Origin of the sequence: Photobacterium rosenbergii (genome assembly GCF_003026455.1) — a bacterium.
Lineage (GTDB): Bacteria > Pseudomonadota > Gammaproteobacteria > Enterobacterales > Vibrionaceae > Photobacterium > Photobacterium rosenbergii.
The window spans coordinates 805772-832694 of record NZ_PYMB01000001.1; the positions used below are offsets into that span (position 1 = coordinate 805772).

Here is a 26923-nt window from a genome sequence, read left to right on the forward strand (position 1 = left end):
ACCATGCAAAATTTAATGAGTTATTTTATAAAAGAGCATTAAAATCCCACATAATAAATAGTGAAATATAAATAACGAAAGAAGAAATCTTATAAATGACACGATAATTTAACTATCAACAAGAGGGGGGGTTAATTAACATATAAAATAAACAACAGTTTAAATTTGAGTAATTAATTCAGTGAGCGCGATTTATTCATCAACATTATGTTACTAGGTCGCCCTTTATCACCTAGGCTATAATCACACACACCATCAGGAAAAGTTTTCTTTAGTAAATCAACACTACCAGATACATCTACGTCTCCGTAAAACCCTTTTTCAATTGCCTCCTCTACTGCAACTCTATGGCATTTAAAAATACTCCCTTTCCAAGGCGCACCGGCTTGAATTCGACTGTTGCTGTAGATTGGGTAGACTTGGGTACATTGTCCATTGGCTTTGCCATTCCACTGGCCATCAAATACCCCCAATCCTGACGCATGGATGTTTCCTTCACCATCAAAACAGGTATCCACTGCCAACTGGGGCTTCGTTACTTTTACCTTTTGTTCATAGCTCATCGTTGCAGGCATGCTTCTCATCGCCATTAACCATTCATCCATGAGGGAGTATGCTTGCTCTACCGGATTAAATTGCTTATGGGAGATCCATATAACATGATTATCGGCATGATTCATCGCTTCAAGTATCCTTAAGCGAGTAGAAAAAGAAGCCGATGTATGGTGCATATTCAGGTCATCTTCGAGGTGGTGACGGATATCAATGATGGGCAAGCTAACATTGCCGATAAACACCTGACCATATGTGTAAGCTCTTTCGATAGCAGATAGTGGAGCCGAACGTCTCTTGGCAGGCTTTCTTTTGTCTTCTGTCACATTGTGCTCCCCCCAAAGTGACAGCCAAAGTGGAGGAATACTTGCGCTGAGGCTGAGCTTTTTCTCCGACTCCATATCATTAAAAGGCTTCCAGGCACCTATCTTCTGATTGATCTCGATAAATTCATCTAAGGTAATCATCTTTTCACGTAACGCTTTAAGCCCATACTGTACACCCTCGTTATCCCAAGTTGATTGCGCAAAACCGTGTTCATCCTTGCCATAGACATGGACCAGATCCTGCCAATAATTCCAATTGACCTCTTCGACTACAGATTCGTGATAATAAGGCTTTAAAAAGCCCTGCCTTGGGTTATTCAGGTAACTGCTCAGGCCAAAGTAGCCATTAATACACTCGCTATTTCCTTGCGGGAATTCAGGCATCTTAAAACGAACGAGTTGGTTGAGTGGCTGCAGCCAGCCAAACCGCTGCTCTGCTTCATTGATAGCCCTCAAACCTTCTATGTACTGACGGGATTGCCAATCTTGCCACCTCTCCCTGTCACCGGCTCGAAAACTAAAGTAGGTATTAAGTAAGTCACAGTCCAAGGCGTAAATAGAGACACTAACCATGTCGGGGTATGAATAAAGTGGAAGCAACCCATCTAAAATGCCTTCACTATTTTGGGCAATCAGATATTGGGCAAGCCCACCGCCTGATCCTCCGATACCTATGGTATACAAAGGCTCACCAAACAAACTGACAAACTGTTTTTTTACTCGGCGAGCAGTGTCTTCAGCTAGTAGCATATTGTAGCCGTAGCTGGTTTTATTTCCGCTAGAAGCGACAACAGCGTAACCTTTCCTTATCTGTGACAACTCTTTTTTGATAAGGCGATGCAGCTTCATTTTTCCTTGGCGGAACCCTAAACCCGATCCTCCCTCGAAACGGTAGATAAGCCGCTTGTTCCATGCTTTTGCACTATCCTGAGACCCAAGCTCATCGATCTCAATAGGCATGGCAATGGTATATATGTATCGATTGATGGTCCCTTTTTCAATTCGTATGAGGAGCTCATCATCACCGGGACGGTTATCCTTTAGCTCTAGCTCGCTTCTTGGAGTGACCAAATTATCTTGGTCAACAACAACGTAAGATAGCTGAGTTTTTATCGCGCAATCCTTTGAATACCCAATGAGTTTCTTGCCATTAAATGTTTCATAGATGGGGACACCGTATCCGTCTTGGTTATCAACAACCGGTTGTCCAAGACCTGAATCGAGCGTCATACAAAAGAAAGGGTACTGGTTCGGGCCAGAATAGAGTGAATTGACAGGGCCGATTTCCCCTACCCGTATGGGAAATTCGTAGGTTTCTTCAGGACGCGGACTGTGGCTAATATGTCCTTCTACTTCAAGTAGATAGTTAGGTTGCTCTGGAGCAAGCCCCTTTACCTGCCTTTCGACAATCTCGTTTTGGTTATCGAACTGGAGAGCGGTAATGACAACAGCGAATAGAACAACCAAACCAATTATCAGTTTTTTCATAATCTCTACGAAGCTTACTTCACCCTACTATAGTTTAGCTTCGTTGATGGATATCAGAGTCTTGAGGGTTGGATTATGCAGGCCAAGATAAATTGCAAGCAGAAAAACAAAAAGGAGCACTTGCGTACTCCCTCTAATCAGCATATCCACCAAGTGATATTCAGATTCAACTGAGCAGATGATCACCCGGTTTGTCTATGGCTCTTCTTGCTCCTGTGAGATATCCGAACAGAACCTAAGAGCGCCTGACTCTACATGATGACATAAGGGTGCCCGTCCATTATGAACATTTTCAACTTCTTCCCACTTTTCAGCTGATTGTACGCTACCAGCAAAAAGGAGTCCGCTTAAAACTGCTCCGCCACTTACGCCTAGAATTTTTTTTGTGCGGCGTTTGATATTTGTCTTGATTGTAATTTGCTTTTTCATCTATCTATTCTGTTTTTTTGATTCAAGCCTATTGTGACTACAACAAAAAAGTCCTAGCCCAATAGGGTGTTTGCATTCAAACAGCTGATAACTCAATGACCTAGCCAGCATCAAACTGTCACTTTTTTGTCATGACCAAATATAAAACACTAAAATAAAAGAAGTTTATTGATCATGCACCCTGCGTTACAGGGTTGGTCATAATGCAAGCTGAACATAAATTAAACAACCCCAAAATTGGTTAAATGTGAGAATTTGGGTGTCAATTTATGAATAGGTTGGAGCAAAACTCGACAGCAATGACGGCTAGTCATACATGACGTGATATGAAGCACATTTTTGAATGGAAAGAATTGAAAAGGGAGAAATGGCTCAGAGTCGAGAGTGTTTGTGTTGACATACACTGAAGCACCACTCTAACCCTGTGGGGGCAAAACTTGTTGAACAATTGCCTCCACCAGCGGTAGCGGGTTAATAGCGGAGTTCCAACAGTGTTTGATTTAGGAAGAAAGTACTATGCAATGATGGTTCTTTAAGCCGCCATTGAATAGGACTCTCGTCCTGAATGTTTGTTCTTGCGCTGGAAGCTACCTTTTCCCTTTTTCGCCTTCACAACACGTGTTTTGAATAATTGACTAGTAACAACCGCTTTGAGCGCGTTGTCTTTAATCAGCCCTCTGCCAAAGTCAGTTTCAACTACATTGGTTTGGCTTTGATCTACTACATCCACAGTTTGGGATGAGTTCTTTCTCTTTTTGCCCATTTTTAATCCTCATTAATGGTTTGTTCTCGATAAAAGTTGCCTACGCATCGATGTCTTTTACCTCATACCGCTGACGATACAGCTTGAGGAAATGAAGTACAATCTCTCTTGCCACCTCTGTCTCGCAGTTGGTTAAAAACACCATACCGGTTTGTGTATGGCGGTTAAACAGCATCTCGGTTCTGATCCCTTTGACCCATCCACCATGATGTACAAACCCTGAGATGCCTTTGTAGTCAAAGGTACGCCATCCTAAGCCATAGTATACATTGCTAAGCTTCGCCCTATATCGATATTGGTTAGCGCGAATATGCGGCTTGTGCATAATTTCTAGTAGTGGTGGCTGTAACACCGATGGGTTATGGCCAAACTGTGCCAACATCCACTTAGACAAATCCTGAGCACTTGCATTGACACCAGCCGCTGCTGGCACACGGTAATAGTAAGGTGCAGGTTTTACCGGTGCAAAACCAGACTTTACTTTAACATGTGGCGTAACACGGTTTTCTGTCTCTTTAAATCCCTCCATACCAAAAGAGGCATGGTCCATTTCTAAAGGAATGAAGATATTTTCCTGAACAAATGTTGGATAATCCATCCCAACCGCTAAAGCCAACATATCCGCAGCCAGGTTATACACCACATTTTGGTAGCCGTAGCATTTGCCCGGATCACAGACAAACTTTACCCTATCAAGCATCTGAAGGATGCGAGTATACCTAACATTATCTTCTATCAAGTCTGAATAAGCCTGTGGCACCAAACCCGTAGTGTGGGATAGCAAATGACGTAGCGTGACATCTTTACCCAGTTGTGGGTCGCTAAACTCTATATTGTCTAAGTAAGGGACTACATGGGTATCCCACTCTATCGATTTTTGGTCGACTAGAATTGATACCGCTGCAGAAGCAAAGGTCTTCGAAATTGAAGCCAAAGGAAAGACTGTCGCTGAGTCAATCTTCTTTTTCCCCCCTTTCTTCGTTACTCCATAGCCGCGAAGCAACCTGATGTCACCATTAATCACAACAGCAAGTGACGCCCCTGGAATGCCCTTCTTAACCGCCTTTTTGACATATTGATCAAGTTCAATTGCCATATCGTCATGTTCAGCGCCGACGACAGGGACCGAAGCTAGCAGCAAGGCCAGCCCCAGAATCCGATAACTTTTCATCAATTTACTACCTAGCCAAAATTATACTTACCAAAACGCGCCAAGGCGTTCGGTTTCTATTCATTTCATACCGCTTGGCTTTAAGCGTAGACGTATCACAGAAGGGGCTTTTTTCTCTCAATTGAGAAAGAATGTCAGCATTGGGACATTGTTGCCTAGTTAGCAGTTTCAATACGTAAAGTATTTTCTTGGATGATAAATAATTGCTATTTTTTAGAGCAATTTTATTTAATTTCTTCTAAGATGAATTTGTTCACAGATGGTTTTATACAGTGTATTTTTATGCTTTTACCAATAAAATAAATATACATGTGTACGCTGAAATAAAGTAACAGGTGTAAGCTGAAACAACTTACATGTGTACGCTAAAATTGAAAGAAAAGGCTATTTTCTAACTATCGAATATCTAAGGCTGATTAAGTTAGTATTTTTACACTAAATCAACACAACTTCAGACCCCTTATTATTCATATACTTAAAACACTACACGTTAGAAAAGCTTGATGTGGAACACATTTTTTTCTTTTATTATTTTTATTTCCGATTACAATACTTCGCCTTGATTCGGCTTCAGGCAGTTTTTAATAATAAGGTATCAAGTCATGAAAGTTGTCGATTATTTTAAGCAAAAACGTGATGGTCTATCACTACATGCCTTTGAACTAAAAGACTTACTCTCACCTTCTTTGCGTGAGCACTGGCTTGATTTTGTTAACCGAGCGAACAAAACACAGCTTGGTGCCCTTGTTATGCACAAACAGTTAGCATCTAATGATGATGTCGCCGAGCAACCTAGTAAGAACAAGATAGAAAAAACTGTAGTGGAAAATAACGCATCTGAAGCTGTTGCCAAGGCACCAGCTGCAATTGAAATGAAGCCAGAAGCAGAGGCACTGTATAATGAGCTTACTGCAACCCTTGGTGAAGTGATTCATACTGGCGAGTGGATGACTGTCGATCAGAGTCGTATCAATCAATTTGCTGATGTGACAGAAGATCACCAGTGGATTCACACTAACCCAGAGCGTGCAGCTGAAGAGTCACCTTTCAAAACCACTGTTGCACACGGATTCCTAACACTGTCGCTACTATCGGTCCTTACTGATAGCGTTGATCCTGAAAATAAAAAGTATCCAACGGCAAAAATGACAGTTAACTTGGGCTTTAACCAAATTCGCTTCCCGTACCCGGTTAAATCTGATAACCGTATTCGTGCGACAACCAAGATTCAGTCAGTTAAACCCGTGAAACGTGGCTTAGAGATTGTCCAAGAGCTTACTGTACAGATTGAAGGTGTTCGCCGCCCTGGTTGTGTTGCAGAATCTGTTATCCAGCTGCACTTCTAACTCAAGAAGCACCGCTGAAAGATTATCGATGCCAAAAGCAGAACGCTTTTGGCATTTTTGTATCTGCAGCTTAACTAGTACCATTGAGGCTCAACAGCACCCAAACTTCCCCTCCCTTTCTTAAGCCCCCTAGCTATCCTATAAATCCGTACAATCTCTAAACAACCAAGCATTCGCCAGTTGCATGAGCATAAATTTACTCTTACAATCAACTTAATTAAAAACATAGTTCAAAATAATAAACAACATTATCAATAAATTAAGCTCAACCATCCATTATGATTAGACTCGTTACTGTTATTGTTTTAGTCGGTCTCCTAGCTGTTACCGCAGCCCTATCGATGTTAGGTATTCAGTCCGATGCCCGAAAATCGACATTAAATTCAATCGCATCCACTATGCATATCACTTCGGAGATCGTTCATACCAAAGCTATTGTAAATAGCCTTACCGAAGCCTGTTATATCTATCAAGATGAAACGACTCTTCGCGCATTCATTGAAGGAATTTATATCTGTAACGGCTACCCTACTGCTCATATTGATAACGTTAAGCGGGCTTTTAATATCAGCGATGATCTAGAAGTGAATAATCGAATGAAAGACGGTGGTCGAATTGCCTATGTGTCCTTCAAAAAGGTCACATACATCTCTGACGAAGAAAACAAACTAGTTACCGTGACGCCTAAATGCTATGTAAGCTATCAAGATGCCAAAAGAGCCAATGGGCCAGAAATCTATGATGTAACAGTAGAACTAGAAGACTGTTAAAAAAACCGTGCCTCGGCACGGTTCTTCGATGTATTTAGATACGCTTAAACGAGTTGCTCTAAGCCCTCAAGGAAAGCTTCCGCATCTTGCTGAAACAGGTGGAGGTTGTCGCGGATTTTATCCTCTTCCCAATCCCACCAAGCCAATGCCTCAAGCCGTGCTCCCATCCCGGGGTCTTCAAAACGTGGTCTCAGTACTCGGGCTGGATTGCCAACCACAATGGACCATGGTGGGACATCTTTGGTGACCACACTGCCCGCACCGACGATAGAGCCATTACCTATCGTAACACCAGGCAATACAATGGCCCCGTGACCAATCCAGACATCATGACCAATCACCACTTTGTCTTCTTCACGCCAAGCAAAGACCTCATCGTCGAGGGTTGCTGGGTCATCACCCAATTGGTACTTACCCGGACGATAGGTGAAGTGATGCAAAGTCGGCCGCCACCATGGATGATTGCTCGGGTTGACCCTGACACTAGCGGCAATAGAGGTAAACTTACCGACTTCGGTAAACATTAGGTTGCTGTCATTTTGAATGTAGCTGTAATCACCAACTGATACATTGTTCAAAATACACCGGTCAGCGATTTCTACCCAGCGGCCAAGTTCGGTATTATGCAACTTGCTGGTTGCAGCAATGCTCGGCTCAGAGGATAAAGTTGGAGATAGCGGTTGGTTCATTACTGCTTATTCATCGTTAGTAGCCCACACTGTTCGTTCAATAGTTGCTGGCTAAAAGTTGAATTCCTGTCCATCGGACACGAGGAAGAAGTCGTCATCGAAGGCTTGTGGGTTCGCCACTGCCCAACTCTCGAGGCTATGACCAATATGGATCAAGCCCATTTTAGTTGGTCGACATTCTTCTTTGATGGATTTGGCAAGGACCACGTCGTTATGGTTTACCGGCTTTTCTCCTGCAGCTCTATCAATTGGCGGAAAGCTACAATCAATCAGCATGAGATCTACCGGATTTTGGCCAAGCCATTGTTTGACTTCTGCCGGTAGATCTACCGTATCCGTTAGGTAGGCAATGCGCTTACCCTGCCCCTCAAACACATATCCCAAACACGGCTTGGAGTGAATCAAAGGCAAAGGTGTGATACGGATATCTCGCCAGTAAAAGTGTTCAAAAGGTTGCCGGGGCGGTTTGAAGGCCAGAATGCCGGGATGCTTGAAAAGGTCATCGCAACCCACAGGATCATCCGGGCCGAATACTGGAATAGATAGGTTTACCCCCCAACGCAAATCGAATAGGGATTGCACATGATCCATGTGGTAATGGGTCAGTACAATACTGTCGATACTGCCGGCAGGGAAACGAGTCAGCAAATCCTCGGCATTGGCGTCTATCAACAAATTGCGGCCTTGGTAGCTGATAAATGCCGATGTTTTACCACGGGAATATACCGGATTCGCTCTTGCCCGTTCACAAGCAATACAATGACAACCGTACACGGGTAATAGCCGGGCATTACCCGTCCCGATTACCGTGAGCTTCATTGCAACCTCTCCTTGTTGATTGACATAGTATGCTGGCTAAGGCGAGGCATAGCACTCTGGTATTGGCTGTAATGATTAATAAATTGTTCAATGGTCTGCTGCAACGAGCCACTATTGTCCACGACAAAACCACTATCAGGGCATTGGCCACGGTAATATTCTGCCCTTGCCAACCTGTCGACTATCTGGTCCGGCGTCTCACGTCCTCTGGCATATAGCCGAGCTTCCAGAACTTCAGCGCTGACATCAACGATGACAGGTACGACGCGATAACCAAAATCCATCATAGCTTGTTCTAAATAAGCTCTTGAACCATTGACCACCACATCGAGTCCTTGGGATAGCCACAACTCGATCTCTTTACCCAAGGCGTAGTTAAAACCATTGGCCTTCCAACTCATAGCAAACAAACCTCGTTGCGCGCGCTGGGCAAACTCCTCGCTTGAGAGTTCCACATGGTTTTCCCCGCCCGCCTGTGCAGAACGAGTAATGTAACGGTGTGCGACCAATAACTGTTTGGGATAAAGCGTGCGTATCGCCTGAAGCAGGCTGTCTTTGCCTGCCCCCGACGCGCCCATTACATAAAATAAGGTGCCTTGTTTATTCAACGCAGATCTCCTTGCGTTTCTATTTTTTGGCATGTCTCAGTATTCAATTAAAATACCTGCTTACCCTGACGCCAAACACGAGTGACATAAGTGTGATCATGCAAATGGTGTGCAAGCAGCAAATCAGCACGTTTGCCTTCCGCAATAACACCTCGGTCATTCAATTGAAGTGCCTGTGCTGGATTAATTGTCGCGAGCTTAGTTGCCTGTGGCAGATCTAAGTCATTACGCTCGTCATCTGCCAACTGGAAAAGCGCATCAAGCAAACTTCCAGGGTAGTAATCAGATGACAGAATATCCAATACACCTAAGCTCGCGAGTTCGTGCGCAGCCACATTACCAGAATGCGAACCGCCACGAACGACGTTCGGTGCGCCCATCATGACTTTCAAACCCATTTCATGGGAAGCCTTGGCGGCCTCAACCGTGGTTGGGAATTCCGCAATGACCATCCCTAAGTCTTTTGACTCCTGAACATGCAAAAGAGTTGCATCATCGTGACTTGCCATCGGAATATTCCGTTCACGGCACTGTCGAGTAATTTCAGAACGGTTCGATGCTGACCACTGCTGTGAGCGGGCAACCTGCTCCTTCTCAAACGCAAACATCTGCTCATCAGAAAATTTGTATTTGCCCTGATAGTAATCACGGTACTTTTGAACATCGACGAACTGACGTTGGCCCGGTGCATGGTCCATCAAAGAGACCAAATGCACTTCCGACAGGTTGGCATAACGCTCAAACATTCCTACCGTGGTTTCATGGGGGACTTCACAGCGCAAGTGAAGGAAATGCTCAGCGCGGTTCACACCCCGTTTCTGGCTTTCAATGACGGTGTCGATTAGGTGATCCAGGTTTTCCTGACGGCGTCCCCCTTCTCGGTAATCGCCAAGGGCGACAGCATCAAGCACGGTGGTGATCCCAGAGCCAACCAACTGGGCATCATGGGCACTCATTGCAGAAAAAGGTGGCCAGTCAACCTTCGGGCGCGGTGTAAAATACTTTTCCAAGTTGTCGGTATGCAGTTCAATCAACCCCGGCATCAACCAACCATTCTCACCATCATACGCCTGTGGTAACTGGCTAAGCGTATCCGACATAGATTTAATGACGCCATTTTCCAATTCAACCGAGCCTTTTACGATCTCGTCTTCAAGGACCATATGTACATTGGTAATAATCACAATTGTTTCCTCATCCCTGACTAGGCAACGTGTTCGGTTGCTGGAGCCATTTCAAGTTGCGATGATGCCTGCACAGACATCACGGTTGAATTGTTTTGGTCTGTTGTATCTTTTGCAGTCTGCTGCGATGCCTGTTCTGAATTGGCCGCTTTTGGTTTCATTTCGTACAAGCGATCAGCGACCTGCGACCTCACCTCTTCATCATGGAATATGCCCACAATCGCCGCACCGCGAGATTTGGTCTCTTCAATCAAACTGACCACAACAGCGCTGTTGGTCGCATCCAATGACGCCGTTGGCTCATCAAGTAGCAAGATTGGGTAATCGACAATAAAGCCCCTCGCGATGTTAACCCGTTGCTGCTCACCACCAGAGAAGGTTGCCGGCGCCAAGTGCCACAAGTGTTCTGGAACGTTCAAGCGGCGAAGCAGTTGACTGGCTTTACGCTCAGCTTCCTCACGGCAGCCCCCAACTTCCAGCATCGGCTGCATAACAACTTCCAGCGCGCTGATACGAGGGATAACGCGTAGGAACTGGCTTACCCATCCCACGGTATCACGTCGTACATTCAGCACTTCTCGCGGGGAAGCACTAACAAGGTCTACCCATTGATCATGGTGACACACTTCAATGGAGCCAGAATCAACCAGGTAGTTCGCATACAAAGCACGAAGTAAGGTTGACTTGCCTGAGCCAGAGTGTCCATGCAGCACAACACACTCTCCTTGCTCGACACTCAACGATGAATCTTGTAGTACCGGTAACTCGATACCGTTTTGATTATGCAAAACGAAGGTTTTACTCACATTACAGACTTTCAACATTGGCTTATTCATGTTCTTTCCTTAGTTTTGCAGTACCGATGAGACCAAAAGCTGGGTGTAAGAATGCTGAGGGTCGTCCAACACCTGATCGGTCAAGCCAGTTTCCACTACATAGCTTTGCTTCATCACCATCAGCCGATGAGCCAGCAAGCGCGCAACGGCCAAATCGTGCGTCACGATAACGACAGCAAGTTCCAACTCTGTTACCAACCGGCGTAATAAATCCAATAGCTTTGCCTGTACCGACACATCAAGGCCGCCAGTCGGCTCGTCCATGAAGATCAACTTTGGGTGAGTCACCAAGTTGCGGGCAATCTGTAGTCGCTGTTGCATACCACCAGAGAAGGTCGTGGGCATGTCATCAATGCGCTCGGCAGGAATTTCAACATCCCCTAGCCACTTTTCAGCCTCATTACGAATTTCACCGTAATGGCTTTTGCCTACTGCCATTAACCGCTCGCCAATATTGCCGCCAGCGGAGACTCGTCCACGCAACCCATCCATTGGATGCTGGTGAACCACTCCCCACTCCGTGCGAAGAAGGTGGCGGCGCTGGCTTTCTGCCATTGCATAAAGGTCTTCTATCTGGGCAAGTTGTTGATCTGCGCCACCGCGTAAGTAAAGCACTTCGCCATTGTCAGGTTGCAAGCGGCCAGAGATGGCTTTGAGCAAGGTACTTTTGCCCGAGCCTGATTCGCCCACAATACCCAATACTTCACCAGGGAATAGCTCAAACGATACCTCTGAAAACCCTTTGCCAGGCGCATAGAGTTTGGTGAGGTTTTGTACCGACAGTAGCGGTTGTTCTCTAAGGTTTGTCATTTCCATCATCATTTCGCTCTGCCTATTGTGCATCCATCAGTTCTGCGGTTTTACGTGCGTTTTCGTGCATTGGTGATTCCGAGTTCTTTTCAACCTGCTGGCGACAGTAGTCAGTGTCTGAGCAGACAAACATCCGATTGCCCTCATCATCAATCACCACCTCATCCAAGAAGGTATCAGTCGATCCACAGATACTACATGGCTCGTCCCACTTCTGTACTTCGAACGGGTGGTCATCAAAATCTAAGCTATGAACCTTGGTATAGGGTGGGATGGCATAAATACGCTTCTCACGTCCGGCGCCAAACAATTGAAGAGCCGCCATGTTGTCCATTTTCGGGTTATCGAATTTCGGGATTGGCGATGGATCCATGATGTAGCGCTCGTTGACACGGACCGGATACGCATAGGCAGTCGCAATATGGCCGAACCGTGCAATATCCTCGTACAGTTTGACATGCATGATGCCGTACTCCTGTAAGGCGTGCATTTTGCGGGTTTCCGTTTCACGCGGCTCGATAAAACGCAATGGCTCTGGGATCGGCACCTGATAAACCAAAATTTGATCTTTCTGCAACGCGACTTCTGGAATGCGGTGACGAGTCTGGATAATAGAGGCTTCGGTTGTCGTTTCGGTGGTATTGGCCAGTGCCACGGTTTTGAAGAACTCACGGATAGACACGGCATTGGTGGTGTCATCTGCCCCTTGGTCAATCACCTTAAGGGTATCGTCCTGACCAATGATCGTGGCTGTTAGCTGAACGCCACCAGTCCCCCAACCATATGGCATCGGCATTTCACGGCCACCAAAAGGCACTTGGTAACCAGGGATAGCCACCGCTTTTAGCAGCGCCCTGCGAATCATACGTTTGGTTTGCTCGTCTAGATAACCGTAGTTATAGCCATGGTTTTGTGCTTGTGACATTTACTTGCCCTCACCGTCTACGTGCTGTGGTACCATCAGTTCATCGTGTTCTTTGTGCATCTTGCGTAGAAGCTCCAATTCAGATTGGAAATCAACGTAGTGCGGTAATTTCAGGTGAGAGACAAACCCTGCAGCCTCTACGTTATCCGCATGGGCCAAGACAAATTCTTCATCTTGTGCAGGACCATCAACTGGCTCATCGTATTCGGCACCTTGCAACGCACGATCTACCAGCGCCATAGACATTGCTTTACGCTCAGTAAAACCAAATGTCAGGCCATAACCCCGTGTCAGCTTAGGTTTCTGCTGCTTGTTTCCGATGAATCCGTTAATCATCTGACATTCAGTCAGCTCAAGCTCACCGATATCAATATCAATACTACCGGTCTCTGTGCATAGCTCTTCTGGACTCAGTGACAGCGTCACCTTTCCTGAGCGAATTTCACCGGCAAACGGGTGGTTACGGCCATAACCTCTTTGGGTCGAATAACCAAGCGCTAGCAAGAAGCCCTCATCACCTCGTGCCAGTTGCTGCAAACGTGCAGAACGATCACAGGGGAAATTTACCGGTTCCATGGTGACATCATCTGGTTGCTCACCCATATCCTGTTCAACAACCATCAAATCCAGCTTTTCAAGAATCCCCATTACTTGTGGGCAAGGCTCGTTAACGCTACGCACTTCATCTTCAGCAGGTACCTGCTGCGCCATGCTCATGGGTTCTTCACCTTCTGCCAGTAAGCTAAAGTCCAACAAACGGTGGGTATAGTCATAGGTTGGCCCCAACAACTGACCACCGGGAAGGTCTTTGTATGTTGCCGAGATACGGCGCTCAATACGCATATCTGAGGTATCAACCGGCTCCAACACGGCCAAACGAGGCAGAGTGGTACGGTAAGCGCGCAACAGGAAGATGGCTTCTACCAAGTCACCACTGGCCTGCTTGATAGCCAATGCCGCTAACTCTTTGTCATAAATGCCGCCCTCGGTCATCACGCGATCGACTGAACCTGCAAGCTGTTCACTGATTTGAGAAACCTGAAGCTCAGGCAGGTCGGTATTACCCCGGCGCTTTTGCGCCTGAAGTTGGTGTGCGGCTTTAATCGCTTTTTCGCCGCCTTTAACTGCAACGTACATTACATCGCCTCCACTGATGTTGAGCGCGGGATGGCCACCACTTGCTCACCTGAAACAAAAATCAAATCCAGCCCGAGGGGAAACATTTTTCCCTGGGCCAGCAGGATGTTGTTCACATCCGACGAAAGCTCACCCAGTTGGATACAGCACTCTTCTTTAATCCCAGGCCCCTTAAGCTTGAATCGCTGGCCAGAAGAGAGGCTAGTGGCTTCGATAACCAATGTAGTGCTGCGATCCGGGTATTCTTCATTACCGAGGTTAAATGCCAGCTCATCAAACGTGATAGTTGGCATATCAGCCGCAGCAACCACTGCAAATACAGCTTGTTCCGGTGCCGCATTGGTTGTAGCGCCAGTATGGAAGTGGACATTTTGGATCGCGGCATTGTCTTGCAAAAACGACTGGGACAACCACAACGGCGTGCTGTTATCCGCCATCGCGAGTAGCACCTGACTTGTCGCTGGCATCATTGCCCCAAAACCAGAGCAGCGGTCTAGTTCAACCAGAGTCCCTGGTTCGGACATTGCTTTGAGCAGGCGTCTAAAACAAAACTGGCTATCATGTACGGCATCAGTGAAAGCCGAGGTAATATGGCTCATCGTATATCTCCTTTATCTATTACCGCGGCTTAATCTTCACCACGAACCATGGTGAAAAAGTCCACTTTGCTGCTAGCAACCTCTTGTTGACGCTGCTCCCTTTCGGCCTGCTTATCCGCTGACAATGGGGTGACGATTTGAGCAAAGATGGCCTCATGGTATTGATCTGTTTGCAGCAATCCATCCAATACGGCTGCTAACTCTGCATGCTGCTTGTTGCGCCCTTGAAGGTAGCTATAACCCATCTCACCGCTTGCCAGCTGAACGGCAGCACGTGTTATGGTGACATCGCCAATATTGAACTGACGGCCAGTACTCCCCATTCTTGCCCGAACTTGTGCCAGGCCGATTTCTGCTGGGCGTATGATCTTGTAATCCGGAGCCAATCCATGTTGGTTACGGCTCTGCTGCCAAAGGGTTGAGAGTTTTTCAAAACTGGCCTGGGCCAGTACAGACATCCAATGTTTTCTTTTTTCCGTGGTGTCCATTTAGTGCTCCATGACTAATTCAATGACATCGGATCGGGTATTTGAACTTGAATATTCAGCTACTTTTTCCGTGCCTTTGATGACATTTGTGGTACGTATTATTAATAACGGGATACTGCTATTTATTTGTAAAAGTCGGCAGTATTCTGTATTCGGTATTTGGGCGCGAAGCCGAGTGCTTTTACGCTCTAATTCAACACCCAATTCTTTTTTAATAAAATTATGCAGTGAGCCAGATTGAAAATGCTTTATCACTGGCCACCAGCTGTAGTCAGACAAATAATGATCAATCACGGTACGTGGAACACCATCCATTTTTCGGTAGGTCCGTAAGTGGATAATCTTACTTTCCGGTTCACAATCAAGCTTTCCAGCCAACCGTTCACTGGCAACAAGCGTACGTGACTGCAGCACTTCACAACGCGGTAGAGAGCCCTGTTCAAGCAGGTTGCCGGTAAAATGGGCACCAGAATGAAGGTAGTAATCTGCTGGTTGGCTTAACACCATATTCCCTTTACCCTGATGGCGTAGAATTAGCCCTGCCGTTACCAACTCATCAATGGCGCGTCTCACCGTATGCCGATTGACTTGAAAATATTTTGCTAATTGTGATTCGGACGGTAAATAATCACCTGCCTGATATTTATGACGTAAGTCATCCTCCAATTCCTTGGCAATTTTTTGATAGACAGGCATTTTCATTTCCTTAAATTCTCGGTAAATACTTATCTAGACATGTAAACCGAAAATTTTTATTCCGTGATTAAATCAATATTTCAATTAAATGAATTTCTTGCGAATGATCTGGGAAACAAAATCAATAATGCTCACCGTTACAATAACAATCAGCATGATGGCTGCCGTTTGCTGCATTTGAAAACCGGAAATTGATTGCCACAGCAACACACCAATACCACCTGCGCCGACCATACCCACAACAGTCGCAGAGCGAATGTTTGATTCGAGGCGATACAAGGAGTATGAAATCCACAGCGGCATAACTTGTGGAATGACACCATATAGAATCACTTCCAGTGGGTTTGCACCAGTTGCTTTCACACCTTCAATTGGTCCCGGCTCTATCGCTTCTACTGCCTCGGCAAACAGTTTTGCCAGTACACCTGTGGTATGAATGAACAGGGCCATGACACCAGCAAAAGGGCCGAGGCCAACCACCACCACGAACAGCATGGCAAAAACCATTTCATTGATTGCTCTTAGACCGTCCATCAAACGACGTACCGGAAAGGTAACCCACGTCGGCATCAAGTTTTCAGCGCTCAAAATGCCAAATGGGATAGCTAACAAAATCGAAAGCAAGGTTCCCCAAATACCAATCTGGATCGTGACTAACATTTCGCTGAAATACAGTTCAACATCAGTAAAATCAGGTGGAAAGAAATCCTTGAGTAGCTGCACCATATTTTCAGGATGCTCGAAGAACATCATTGGTGCCATTTCTGCGCCTCGCCAAGCCCACATTAAAATGCTGAGTACGATGACCGCGATAACAGCGTTTTTAATCGAAAGCTTTGATGACGGCATCAGGTGTTGAGTATTGGTGTGCATCATTATGTCCTTGTGTGGCAGGGACATCGCCCCTGCCCTTATCCTTTATTAACCTTGTGCATTACCCGAGTTTACTTTGAGTGCATCAATTTCCGCGCTCAGAGATTCCAGTTCAGCCTGGTACTGAGCAATGCGCTCTTTCTTCACTTTATCACTCAAGCGTGGGTTATCCTGGGTTTCTACCAAAGCTTTGTATGCTTCCATCTGGCGGATCGGCAACAACTGGTTATTGTCTGCTGGTGCAAACCCTGACCAAGCCAATAACTTGAGGTTATCCAACTGCTGATGATTGTCTTTGCCGTAAGCTAAGAAGAACTCTCGAGCCTTGTCTTTGACTCCTTCAGGAATATCCTTGCGCCAAGTGATTACATCCGAAGGGATAAGTTCTGATTGCCACACCACTTTCAACTTGCTGTACAAGTCTGGATTGCTTTGCTTGATGCGTACTAGGTTCATAGTGTGGTTTGTCGCAACATCGACCTGCTTGTTCGCCACTGCCATAGCATTTGAACCATGATTAGCAACGATAGTGCGCTTGAAGTCATTCGCCGAAATATGGTTCTGGGCAAACGCGTAATAGTTCGGTACCAAGAAACCTGACGTTGAGTTAGGCTCACCATTGCCCAGCATCAAGTCTTTGCGGTTATCAATCACATCTTGCAGTGTATTGATATCGTCATTTTCACTGTTGACCAGCAATACGCTGTAATAACCTTGGGTTCCGTCTTTATCAATGTAGCGAGCAAAGATCTCTGCATTGGCACGGTCGACTGCTTCCATCGCTGATTTATTGCCAAAATAGGCAAAATCGACTTTCTTAAAGCGCATTCCCTGGATAATGCCAGCATAATCTGGCGCAAAGTAGGCGTTCACCTTGATACCCAGCTCTTCACTCAGATCATCCAGCATAGGCTCCCAGCGTTGCTTTAGGTTTTGCTGGGCATCGGTTGCAATAATACCAAAGTTAATTTCTTTCATGGTTTCAGCCACACTGGTTAGTGGCGAAACCAAACTGGCAGCAAGTGCGATAGAGCAGCCAACTTTTTTGATAGTGGTAAACATGATTTTTCCCTGCTGATTTAAAATGATGGCGCTAGTTCAGCACCAACAGGTGCATTTTCTTGCTGGGGTTTGGCTGCGCTATAGAGCGCTTTAAGTTTTTGCTCTGTCAATTCGTCCGCAGAACCCTGATAGAAAACTTCCCCCTCACGAAGTGCGATGATCTGCTCACAATATTTAAGGGCATGATCAACTTGGTGAAGAGTCACAATGACCGGAATCCACTCTTTACGGTTGATATCCTCAAGCAACTCCATCACGATGCGTGATGATTCCGGGTCTAAAGAAGCAATAGGCTCATCGGCAAAAATGATTTTGGCGCGCTGCATAAGTGCACGGGCAATGGCCACGCGCTGCTGCTGACCGCCAGAAAGCGTTGACACCCGCTGATGGGCAAATTGCTCCATCCCTACCCGCTGAAGTGCCTGTAAAGCCCGTTGTTGCTGCTCAGCCGTAAAAGTACCTGTCAGAGTGCGCCACTTTGGTGTTTCGCTAAGCGCACCAATGAGTACATTGGTCATTACACTCAGGCGGTTCACCAAGTTAAACTGTTGGAAGATATACCCTGCCTGCGCACGGCACTGGCGGATATGCTTACTCGCTTTACCCTGCGACTGGACCGTTTGCCCGAGCACTGTAATGTGTGAATCTGCGTCTTTGTCCGAAACGACCAAGCCGCTGAGGTGGCGCATTAACGTTGACTTGCCTGAACCCGATGGGCCAAGTAGTGCTGTCATCGAGCGTTTTTTGATTGTCAGGTTAATCCCTTTCAGTGCCTGCTTGTTACCGAAAGTCTTATTGATATTGCTGATGCTTATGATGGTATCCATGTCCGTCATCTCATGTCCGATTCGTGGTACAGAGTGCGGGTGTAATGTGAATGTTTTATTGATTGAAAATGTCAGGCTCGTGACGGTTGGAAACAACATTTAGCTTGTTGTTGTGAGGAAAATTGCCTAAGAATCAATGAACAATACCGAAAACAAGCCAACAACAGACCAACTTGTCTAGATAAGACCGTCAAGAAAGATTCATCAAAGGCAGATACTTGCTTCCATAGGCCAAACCCTCTACGCTAGCAGGGTTTTTTATTATTCGCTGTAAGCATATGACTGCCAAGACCCGCTATCTTATCCATCACGAACCTCAGATTGTGTTCATGCCAGATCAAAACCAGATTGTCATTGAACAACAAGAAATACACCTTGAACCTTTGCAATCAAAACTCCTGAGCTATTTCATCGTTCAAAATGGTGTGGTCGTCAATGCTCGTCAAATCGCCGACAGTGTGTGGCAAAGAAGCCAAGTCTCCGACAACCTCGTTCGCCAAGTTGTTAGCCTGCTTCGCAGCCAGCTAAAAGATAAAAGCCGGCCCTATCAAATCGTCAAAACCATTCCTAAGCAGGGTTACCTATTCGAGATGCCGGTTTCAGAGATCAGTGCAGAAGAAAACAATACAGAAGAACTTAATACCGAAAAAGCCAATATAGAACTAAGCAATACAGAAGAAGCCTGTGATGCAAAGTGCAGTCTGGATAAGCCCCATACAGTGGATGAAGTAACACTCAACCCAGAGCAATCTTCAACACATAAATACAAGCGCCTCGCTGTGGTTCTATCAGGCATATTGGCATTAAGCGTAATGGGCTTTGGCGCAGGTTACATCTGGAAGAACACTCAGCCATCACCAGAAACGATTGTCACTGCAAAAACAAATCTCAACAGCCCTGTTTTTTTGCATCAAGTGCAGTTAGACACTGAACAAGATTTCGAAATGGCACAAAGTGTCTATAACTATCTTTTCTACGGACTTAATTCTGCAAAAACCATCTCTGGCTATCATTTTTCAGAGCTAACCGCTGAGGCGAAAGACACCTTAGAAAATAATGGGTTCGAACTTAAGAGTTGGATAAAGCATAACGGTCAAGACTATACATTTACTGTTTTATTACAAAACACAAAACATCCTCAGTTAAATCATAAAATAGAAAAGCGTTTTAACGAACAGAGCTTTTTTAATGATATTGGTGATATCGTCCTTGAAATAAAGTCCCTTATTTCCCCGAATGATCCTGGCTATGAGATATCTAACCACCGTATTACTTCAATATCTGACTATAAAGACTGGAAAGCTATTTCAGCTGGCATCTCTCTTTTCTACCAAGGCAAAGGAAATATAGCCTTAGATGCTGTTGCCGAACAACTACAAATGATCAAAGCGCAAGGACGTGAAAATTACCTTGTCAATTCACTTCTCTCTTACCACTCATCGCTCGCTTTTTTACAATCGGGAAATGAATATGACAAGGAGCTTGCCCTAAGTCTGGCTCATCAAGCTTTCGAGATGAATCCACGCTGTGATATTGCCAACTTAACCCTAGGTTTAGCGCTGCTGCTCAATGAACGAAATGATCAAGCTTTCCCTTATCTTTTCTATGCCGCAGAGAGCACGCCTAGCCCTATCAGTTTCTATCTGTTAAGTATTGTCGATACCCAATCTGAAAACCCTCGTGGAGCTGCCTACCACTACCAATGCTACAGCGACATGAAAAAAGAAGTAAATGGGCAACTCTTTGATCTTATGAAACCTTTACAAAAACCAAACCTTTTCCAAACCCAAGCTAAAGAGCATTAAGCGACAATTTCTTCAATCTTGCCTAGCCCTTGAAGCACAAGGACTAGGCACTTTAACAACCTTTATCTCAAGCGGTACACTGGTTTCTACACCTTTGATTTTTGTTTGTATTCCTGTCGTATTGCCTTGCATCAATAAGCTAGCAGTTCAATCTTTTCATAATTTCCCCATCAAACACTCTTCGTTTTTTGAGGTAAAAGCATGTTAAAGAAAATGGCCTTCCAGATTATCCCGCTGCAAATTTTCCTGTTTGTATTCTGGTTTAAGAATGGCTTTATAGATAAGGTGATGGGTGTAATGTTAGGTATCGTTACGCCGGAAACCGCTTACTCGGGTGATACTTGGGCAGGTTGGAAGGGCTATATTGTTGGCACATGGGATAAAAGCCAAGTAGGTCATGTATTCCTTAGCCCTACTTTCGATTTCATGTTTCCGATTTTAATTGTATTGCAATGCGTTCCATTCATTTTGATTATTCGTTCTGTCTTTAATGGCGAATTTCTTTCAAATAAAGAACGTCCATGGCTATTTTACTCTGCTGTTGCCTCATTATTTGTTGCTGGTTGTATGGCATTTACCCAAACACTTTCAGGTGCGAGTGATGGTCAATACCTGTGGCAATTCATGGGCTTTAGTATGATTGCAATCATGTATATTCGTCATGAACAAGCCAAATAAGTAAACGTTTAAATAAAGCCGCTCAATTAAATACGTTGAGTGGCTTTATTATTATATCGGTACAAACCTCGTCGACTAGTCTTCTTTGGGAAACCAACGATATACCGCTAAAAGGCTACCAAGGCAGAGTACGCCCATTACCCAATACGAGGCAGACAAACCTAACATGACGGCACTCCACCCTGCGAGTAAGTAGGTAAACAACCACCACAAATGAGTCAGTGAAAAATGGGCAGCAAAAAAAGCGGTTGCATCCTCATCTTGGCAAGAACGGGTGATCAACACACCCGCAGGAGTCTGGATAAAAGACATACCCGCGCCAAAGAGCAAACAAACCCAAATAAAACCATACCAACCAGGAAGCTGTGCCGCTATCACAAAAGCAACGACAATCATCGAACTACCCAGCAACATAAAACCACGTAGCTTTCTACCTTCAAGCCATTTGGGAAGTTTCAGCGCAACGACCATAGAGCCAAAACCCACCGCAGCCATTGCAAGCGCAGTCTCTTGCTCTCCCCCAGCCAGGATCTGGTTAACGTAAACTACTGTGTTTACTATGACCATCGCACTGGCAGCTGAAGCAGCCAAATAGCCAATCCAAAGAGCCCTTAGCCTTGACGTCGACAAGTAAGACTGCAACCCATACTTAAGTTGATTCAGCGGCCCGTTTTCACAGTGCGGTGTTGCTTTGATCAGCGGAAACACACAAATCATGAGCAGTATTGCTGACAACAAAAAGGTAAAGGCATTAAGAATAAATAACTGCCTGAACCCCAGCACCACCAACAATGAAGCCGTCAGCAACGGGCTGATTATTTGCTCAAGATCATAGGCTAACCTGCTAAATGATAATGCCCTCAAATACTGATTCTCATCGGGCAGTACTGCTGGCAGCGTCGATTGATACAAGGGAGTAAACCCTGCCGAGCAAGCATTGATACAGAAGACCAGCACATAGATCTGCCATGTTTCCGTCACAAAGGGCAAAAACATGATGAAACCTGCACGGACCAGATCCAGTGTGATCATTGCAGGCTTTCTGGGAAGCTTATGGGCAATGGCACCAAACACGGGGGCCAAGCCAACGTAGGCAATCATCTTCAACGCAAATGCGATCCCCAGTACTACACTGGCTTCGTCCCCTGCGATATCCCAAGCTAGCAATGCCAGCGTCAAGGTACTGATTCCGGTCCCCACCAGCGAGACCACTTGGGCAGACAACAACTTTATATAGGTCGCATTTTTTCCCATCGGGATGGGTTCTGTTTGGCTCAGGAGTGCCATGCTACCATTCCTCTAAAGTCGTTTATTTAACCGTAAGGTCTGCCGGCTCTTCTGATTCAGCAAGTCCAGATACCACCTGCAAACCAATGGCTTCAACGGCTATTTTCAATGCGTCCAGATCTCCCACATAAGGCTTTGCATCATTCTTATTGCTGGTAATGTACTGGTACTTTTCATGTCCTTTACCGCAGAGCAGCAAGACATCACCTGATTGGATCTCAGTTATTGCCACTTTAATTGCCAGCAACCGGTCCTCAATACATGCGCTAGCTTTGTTTGAGTTCAGTGGCAATTTACTTGTCAGCGCCATAAACAAATCTTCTTGATTAACGCCTAATGGGTTATCCGTGGTCAGCACCAGTTGATCTGAATGCTCAAAACACAACTCACCAATATCATCGGCATCTGCTAGCCTCTCTCCCGTTACTCCGATAACCGTCACGACTTTGCCAGTCTTATGCTCAAGGACATTCCGATAGAGATTACTCAGGCTATCGTAATTATGGGCATAATCGAGGATCACGGTTGCACCATTACTGAGTGGATACACTTCACTACGTCCCGGTGCCGGTTGCATTAACTCTAATAAACCCAGTACCTCTTTTATCGGCATTCCCAAACCCAGCATAGAAGCAATAATGGCAAGGCTATTTTCAACATTAAAAAGGAACGGCAAACTCGAGGTGACTTGATATTCTGTCCCTTGGTAATTCAAGGTAAATTGACTGCCACTGCAAGTAGAAAGTACCTTTGAAGCAAAGAGATCTGCACCTTCATCGACACAGCTAAAACTAATCACCTCACAGCGGCTTCTGCATCGCTCAATAACAGAGAGGGATTGTTCATCGTCCAAATTGACAATGGCGACGCCACCTGGCTTTAGCCTATCAATCAGCCTTAATTTCGCTTGGATGTAGTCTTCACGGTGCTTGTGATAATCAAGGTGATCGGAGCCAATATTGGTGATAATGACAATATCAAAGTCGATATGTGTCACCCTATCCTGAGATAAAGCATGGCTGCTCACTTCCATGACGTGGTGAGAGGCACCACATTTCTCCATCGCATGAAATAGATTCAGTAAGGTAATAGCATCTGGCGTCGTGTTGTCCAATGGGTAATAAACATCGTCAAACGAGCTGCCTAGTGTACCGGTATAAGCGGACTTGCCCCTGAGGTTGAGCAACTGGTTCAAGCAATATGCTACGGTTGTTTTGCCATTGGTCCCTGTCACCCCAATGTGCTTGATCTGATCTTGAGGGTAAGCATAGTACTGGTTAATCAAACTAACAGATGTGCTGTGGCTGGGCGTCACCATACATGGCACCGACAAGTCCAAGGGTCGGTTCGCGATAACACCACAAGCACCGCGTTCGACTGCGTCTTGAGCCGATAAATGACTATCCCATGTTAGGCCTTGTCGACATACAAACACATCGCCGGGATTCACCTTTTGGCTATGTGTCTTGAATTCCTTTACTGGTAATGAAGCTAATGACGTTAAAACTTTACGGTGGCTACTGTTCATGCTGTTCTCAAGTCGAATACTCTCTTCAATGCTGGTATCTTAGCGCTATCAAAGATATCAATGAAATCGAATGGGCTGATTCAAGTTATGAGTGGTATTAATTGGAAAGGTGTCGACCTCAACCTTCTGCTGACGTTTGAAGCAATCATGATTTGCCGCAGTGTCTCTGGAGCATCGGAACGTCTTCATCTTGGGCAACCTGCTACCAGCTATAACCTGAAGCGTCTCCGTGGTTTATTGGGTGATCCACTATTTGAACGGCAAGGTAACATCATGGTGCCAACACAGCGGGCCCATGAGTTATCACCAAAAATATCTGCCGTACTAACTATCATCCGCGAAGACATTCTTCTTCCAAATATTTTTGAGCCGCAAGAATACCATGACAAGTTTGTGATTGGCCTTTCGGACTACGCAGAACAGGTGTTTGGTCCAGCCCTTTTTGATCAACTGCTTAGTGATTGTCCTAATAGCCAGATACTATTCAAAGCTATCGATCCTTCTAACTGCGAATCTGCCCTTGAGTCAGGTGAGATTGATCTAGCTATTGGTGTGTTCAAAACCCTGCCAGAAAGTCTACTTCGTACTTTCTTATACCGGGAGTGTCATGTTTGCTTATTCGATAATTCAGTATTGGAAGTGAAATTGCCGATTAGTCTTGATGATTATCTAGCAACCCCACAAATGGTGATCACTGCTAATCGTGATTTGACCTCTCCGGTTGATATCACACTGACTGACATGGACAAAAAACGAAAAGTTGTGTTGGGGTCCACTCGCTTTCTAACCCTGCGTCATATGTTAATAGGCAGGCGCCTTCTTTGCGTCATGGCTGAACTGGTTGGACGCTCAGTCCCCACTAGTGACAACGTCACAATATGCGAAGCCCCTATCCCAATCCCTGACTTTGATATTGAGATGATCACCCGTCGACGTGACTGTGAACATCCCAAACAAAAGTGGCTCACTGAACAAGTCTCTTCAATTATTCAGCAAAAAGTACGAGCCTTAATGAAAGCATAAAGATACAGCTTTAACCCTGGAAATTCACATCAATAAAATATTGTTTCATTTTAAATCAATCAGCAATAAAACATCATTCTTTTAAATGGCAATCAACTCCACTTATCTGACATATCAATGAGAGTAATTACACCTCAATAATAAAACACTGTATAAATACATCATCTTGATACCCATGCGAATATCTACCTTGGGAACAAACTAACCGACACCTACTTCTGTGGTAGGTCATCACGATGGTGAAATAAAATGAAAAAACTCTCTGCTGTTCTTGCCGTTGCATTGCTAGCTGGTTGTAACTCATCAAGTAACTCTACTGATGACAAAACAATGCCACCAACTACCCATTTACCTGAAATTGAGGTTCCAACTAAACCTCAGCCTCAACTACCACCTTCACATTTACCTGACGGTGATATCTCTCCTGACCGCCCAATGCCAGATAACTGGTACCAGGAAGTTTCTGAACGTTTTGGTATGACAGTTGCTGCTCTTCACAAAGCCTGTAGCTTTGAAGGTGAGCACCCTCAGTATGAAGTAATTACCGGATGTGATTGGCAAAATGACACTCTGACAATTACCTACTACGCTGCGAAAAACACCGGTGACAATGACCCTGGTGATAGCATCATGAACTTTGAGCACAATTTCGTTTGGCAATTAAATGACGACAATATCGCGGCTGGCAAAGTATGGCCACAAGCTAACTATCTAGCAACCGGTCTAGAAGGTAAAAGCCTAAGTGTTGAATACGGTGAAGTCGCTTATTCTCTAGGTTTTTGTCTCGACGATACTTGTAAAGAAGAAGGTTATCATTCCATTAAACACCCACTAGCATTTACTGCAGATAATAATCACGTTATCTCGGATGGTTCACCACTAGATCGTGGTTATTATGGTTTTGATATCGATGCTTACCGTACCGTTGAGCGACTATTCTTTGGTGTTACTTTTATCGACAACGACACGGGGTTTGTTTACAGCCGACCATTGCTAATGGATAAAGCCTACCCTGCAATCATCTACGATGTACTCGCACCTGCATTCGGTTACTAATAAATATCATCGAGAGGGAGTCACCTCCCTCTCATTGACCTCTTCATTCACACCATTCATTACGCCTACGTATCATCCAGTATCCGATTTCAGAACACATTTAATAAAGTTTGTAAATTTACGCTTCATGATATTTAGCCTGCTGATATACTTAAGGAAAGATTGAAATGGACGTTAAGATGACGCAACAAAATGCCAGCCGCTTAGACTTGAATATACTTAAGCTGTTTGTTGTTTTATACCAAGAGAAGAATATGCGTAGAGCTGCTGCCCGGCTACATGTTAGTCAACCAGCAGTTAGCCATTCATTGAAAAAGCTACGCGAGCACTTTAATGATCAACTTTTTGTCAAAGTCCCACAAGGGCTTGAACCCACTCCGCTCGCCCACCAAATAGCTAAGATTGCCTCATCATACATTGAAGGGTTAACCAGAGAACTCAATAGCCTCACGGACTTTGATCCCAAAGACCTAGAGCAAACAATTCGTATTGCTATAGCGGGTCCTATATTTACAAGTATTGCAGGCAACCTTCACAGAAAAATTAGACAAGTAGCACCCAATATACAGCTAGAAATTGTGTCTTGGAACCATCAAACCCCAGATGACTTGGCACAAAACAAAGTATTGCTTGCTATCAACTATGGTACTCTACAGCACACTAAACAGATAAATAGTAAAAAGCTAGTCGACATCAACCCAACAGTAATCATCAAAAAAGACCACCCTCTCGCTAACAAAAGCTTAGAACTCTCAGATTTCGGTCACTATGAGATTGCTTCGTTAATTATTCCCGGATGGAATGACGAATTTGTGTATGCTTCTGACAAACTGAAAGAATATGGTGTAGATGCAAAGGTCGGTATTCGGTCAGAAGTCCTGCTAGCATTAATTGATATTATCTCTCAAACAGATATGTATATTCCGCACAACAATCTCTTTCCAATACAGCATTTCCCACACCTAAAAATGCTAAGTGTCAAATCATTAGTCCCCACTGAGGACTATCAGTTCAGCGTTCATTGTTTTTTTCATATCAAAGATCACCACAGCAAAGTAGTAAATTGGATCAGCGGCCTCATTAAAGACTGCTTACTAGATCAAATAGACACGTCTGCAGGTTACTGTGATCAATAGAATGGGGCTAAA

General features: G+C 45.0%; 27 protein-coding genes. 7 read left to right on the top strand and 20 right to left on the bottom strand.

Going from position 1 to position 26923, the window contains the following annotated elements:
* Positions 1–173: 173 nt before the first annotated feature.
* The 4 genes from C9J01_RS03865 to C9J01_RS03880 form a co-directional block, all read right to left on the bottom strand.
* Entirely contained in the window at positions 174–2366 is a 2193-nt protein-coding gene (locus tag C9J01_RS03865; RefSeq protein ID WP_107296772.1) for a DUF6351 family protein, read from the bottom strand.
* A 195-nt stretch (positions 2367–2561) separates the two neighbouring features.
* Positions 2562–2795 carry a hypothetical protein gene (locus tag C9J01_RS03870; protein ID WP_107296773.1) on the bottom strand — a complete coding sequence of 78 codons (234 nt, stop codon included), beginning with the start codon at positions 2793–2795 and terminating at the stop codon, positions 2562–2564.
* A gap of 532 nt (positions 2796–3327) precedes the next feature.
* Positions 3328–3558, bottom strand: a complete 231-nt coding sequence (locus C9J01_RS03875; RefSeq protein ID WP_107296774.1) for an alternative ribosome-rescue factor A — start codon at positions 3556–3558, stop codon at positions 3328–3330.
* A gap of 40 nt (positions 3559–3598) precedes the next feature.
* The gene (locus C9J01_RS03880) at positions 3599–4729 is read right to left on the bottom strand and encodes a serine hydrolase domain-containing protein (RefSeq protein ID WP_107296775.1); all 1131 of its coding nucleotides are present in this window, start codon (positions 4727–4729) and stop codon (positions 3599–3601) included.
* A 602-nt stretch (positions 4730–5331) separates the two neighbouring features.
* Between C9J01_RS03880 and C9J01_RS03885 the strand changes: the two genes are divergently transcribed.
* Positions 5332–6075, top strand: coding sequence for a MaoC family dehydratase (locus tag C9J01_RS03885; RefSeq protein WP_107296776.1), 744 nt, complete (start codon positions 5332–5334; stop codon positions 6073–6075).
* A 398-nt stretch (positions 6076–6473) separates the two neighbouring features.
* Positions 6474–6845 (top strand): hypothetical protein, encoded by a 372-nt coding sequence (locus tag C9J01_RS03890; RefSeq protein WP_146157055.1) that lies wholly within the window; start codon positions 6474–6476, stop codon positions 6843–6845.
* A 44-nt stretch (positions 6846–6889) separates the two neighbouring features.
* Here the strand turns inward: C9J01_RS03890 and C9J01_RS03895 are convergent, their stop codons facing one another.
* From C9J01_RS03895 to phnC, 14 genes are all read right to left on the bottom strand, one after another.
* Positions 6890–7534, bottom strand: a complete 645-nt coding sequence (locus C9J01_RS03895) for a DapH/DapD/GlmU-related protein (RefSeq protein ID WP_107296778.1) — start codon at positions 7532–7534, stop codon at positions 6890–6892.
* A 51-nt stretch (positions 7535–7585) separates the two neighbouring features.
* Positions 7586–8353 carry a phosphonate metabolism protein PhnP gene (gene phnP / locus C9J01_RS03900; protein ID WP_107296779.1) on the bottom strand — a complete coding sequence of 256 codons (768 nt, stop codon included), beginning with the start codon at positions 8351–8353 and terminating at the stop codon, positions 7586–7588.
* Complete coding sequence (gene phnN / locus C9J01_RS03905; RefSeq protein WP_419686215.1) at positions 8350–8961, bottom strand: ribose 1,5-bisphosphokinase; 612 nt, start codon at positions 8959–8961, stop codon at positions 8350–8352. The genes phnP and phnN overlap by 4 nt, the downstream gene beginning before the upstream one ends.
* A gap of 47 nt (positions 8962–9008) precedes the next feature.
* Positions 9009–10148 carry an alpha-D-ribose 1-methylphosphonate 5-triphosphate diphosphatase gene (gene phnM, locus C9J01_RS03910; RefSeq protein WP_272898709.1) on the bottom strand — a complete coding sequence of 380 codons (1140 nt, stop codon included), beginning with the start codon at positions 10146–10148 and terminating at the stop codon, positions 9009–9011.
* A gap of 17 nt (positions 10149–10165) precedes the next feature.
* Positions 10166–10981 (bottom strand): phosphonate C-P lyase system protein PhnL, encoded by an 816-nt coding sequence (gene phnL / locus C9J01_RS03915; RefSeq protein WP_237156859.1) that lies wholly within the window; start codon positions 10979–10981, stop codon positions 10166–10168.
* Between the two features lie 9 nt (positions 10982–10990).
* Positions 10991–11800 carry a phosphonate C-P lyase system protein PhnK gene (phnK, locus tag C9J01_RS03920; RefSeq protein ID WP_419686436.1) on the bottom strand — a complete coding sequence of 270 codons (810 nt, stop codon included), beginning with the start codon at positions 11798–11800 and terminating at the stop codon, positions 10991–10993.
* A gap of 13 nt (positions 11801–11813) precedes the next feature.
* Entirely contained in the window at positions 11814–12716 is a 903-nt protein-coding gene (locus C9J01_RS03925) for an alpha-D-ribose 1-methylphosphonate 5-phosphate C-P-lyase PhnJ (protein ID WP_107296782.1), read from the bottom strand.
* A complete protein-coding gene (locus tag C9J01_RS03930; RefSeq protein WP_107296783.1) occupies positions 12717–13853 on the bottom strand; it encodes a carbon-phosphorus lyase complex subunit in 1137 nt (378 codons plus the stop codon).
* Positions 13853–14452 (bottom strand): phosphonate C-P lyase system protein PhnH, encoded by a 600-nt coding sequence (gene phnH / locus C9J01_RS03935; protein WP_107296784.1) that lies wholly within the window; start codon positions 14450–14452, stop codon positions 13853–13855. The genes C9J01_RS03930 and phnH overlap by 1 nt, the downstream gene beginning before the upstream one ends.
* 29 nt (positions 14453–14481) lie before the next feature.
* A complete protein-coding gene (gene phnG, locus C9J01_RS03940; protein WP_107296785.1) occupies positions 14482–14940 on the bottom strand; it encodes a phosphonate C-P lyase system protein PhnG in 459 nt (152 codons plus the stop codon).
* Positions 14941–15636 (bottom strand): phosphonate metabolism transcriptional regulator PhnF, encoded by a 696-nt coding sequence (gene phnF / locus C9J01_RS03945; RefSeq protein ID WP_107296786.1) that lies wholly within the window; start codon positions 15634–15636, stop codon positions 14941–14943.
* Positions 15637–15720: 84 nt separating this feature from the next.
* Positions 15721–16485 carry a phosphonate ABC transporter, permease protein PhnE gene (phnE, locus tag C9J01_RS03950; RefSeq protein ID WP_336596065.1) on the bottom strand — a complete coding sequence of 255 codons (765 nt, stop codon included), beginning with the start codon at positions 16483–16485 and terminating at the stop codon, positions 15721–15723.
* A gap of 72 nt (positions 16486–16557) precedes the next feature.
* Positions 16558–17571, bottom strand: coding sequence for a phosphonate ABC transporter substrate-binding protein (phnD, locus tag C9J01_RS03955; protein ID WP_107296788.1), 1014 nt, complete (start codon positions 17569–17571; stop codon positions 16558–16560).
* Between the two features lie 17 nt (positions 17572–17588).
* Positions 17589–18398 (bottom strand): phosphonate ABC transporter ATP-binding protein, encoded by an 810-nt coding sequence (gene phnC, locus C9J01_RS03960; protein WP_107296789.1) that lies wholly within the window; start codon positions 18396–18398, stop codon positions 17589–17591.
* 278 nt (positions 18399–18676) lie between these two features.
* Here phnC and C9J01_RS03965 point away from each other — a divergent pair, with 278 nt between their 5' ends.
* Complete coding sequence (locus tag C9J01_RS03965) at positions 18677–20203, top strand: winged helix-turn-helix domain-containing protein (protein ID WP_107296790.1); 1527 nt, start codon at positions 18677–18679, stop codon at positions 20201–20203.
* Positions 20204–20404: 201 nt separating this feature from the next.
* A complete protein-coding gene (locus C9J01_RS03970) occupies positions 20405–20881 on the top strand; it encodes a hypothetical protein (protein WP_107296791.1) in 477 nt (158 codons plus the stop codon).
* A 75-nt stretch (positions 20882–20956) separates the two neighbouring features.
* On the opposite strand, the gene C9J01_RS03975 is transcribed toward C9J01_RS03970, so the two are convergent.
* Both C9J01_RS03975 and C9J01_RS03980 read right to left on the bottom strand, forming a co-directional pair.
* Positions 20957–22168: an MFS transporter gene (locus tag C9J01_RS03975; RefSeq protein ID WP_237156860.1), complete on the bottom strand. Its 1212-nt coding sequence runs from the start codon at positions 22166–22168 to the stop codon at positions 20957–20959.
* 22 nt (positions 22169–22190) lie between these two features.
* A complete protein-coding gene (locus C9J01_RS03980; RefSeq protein WP_107296792.1) occupies positions 22191–23696 on the bottom strand; it encodes a Mur ligase family protein in 1506 nt (501 codons plus the stop codon).
* Positions 23697–23783: 87 nt separating this feature from the next.
* Here C9J01_RS03980 and C9J01_RS03985 point away from each other — a divergent pair, with 87 nt between their 5' ends.
* The 3 genes from C9J01_RS03985 (at position 23784) to C9J01_RS03995 (ending at position 26911) form a co-directional block, all read left to right on the top strand.
* Positions 23784–24719: a LysR substrate-binding domain-containing protein gene (locus C9J01_RS03985; RefSeq protein WP_107297417.1), complete on the top strand. Its 936-nt coding sequence runs from the start codon at positions 23784–23786 to the stop codon at positions 24717–24719.
* A gap of 249 nt (positions 24720–24968) precedes the next feature.
* Complete coding sequence (locus C9J01_RS03990; RefSeq protein WP_107296793.1) at positions 24969–25775, top strand: hypothetical protein; 807 nt, start codon at positions 24969–24971, stop codon at positions 25773–25775.
* Between the two features lie 167 nt (positions 25776–25942).
* Positions 25943–26911, top strand: a complete 969-nt coding sequence (locus C9J01_RS03995) for a LysR family transcriptional regulator (protein ID WP_107296794.1) — start codon at positions 25943–25945, stop codon at positions 26909–26911.
* Positions 26912–26923 lie beyond the last annotated feature (12 nt).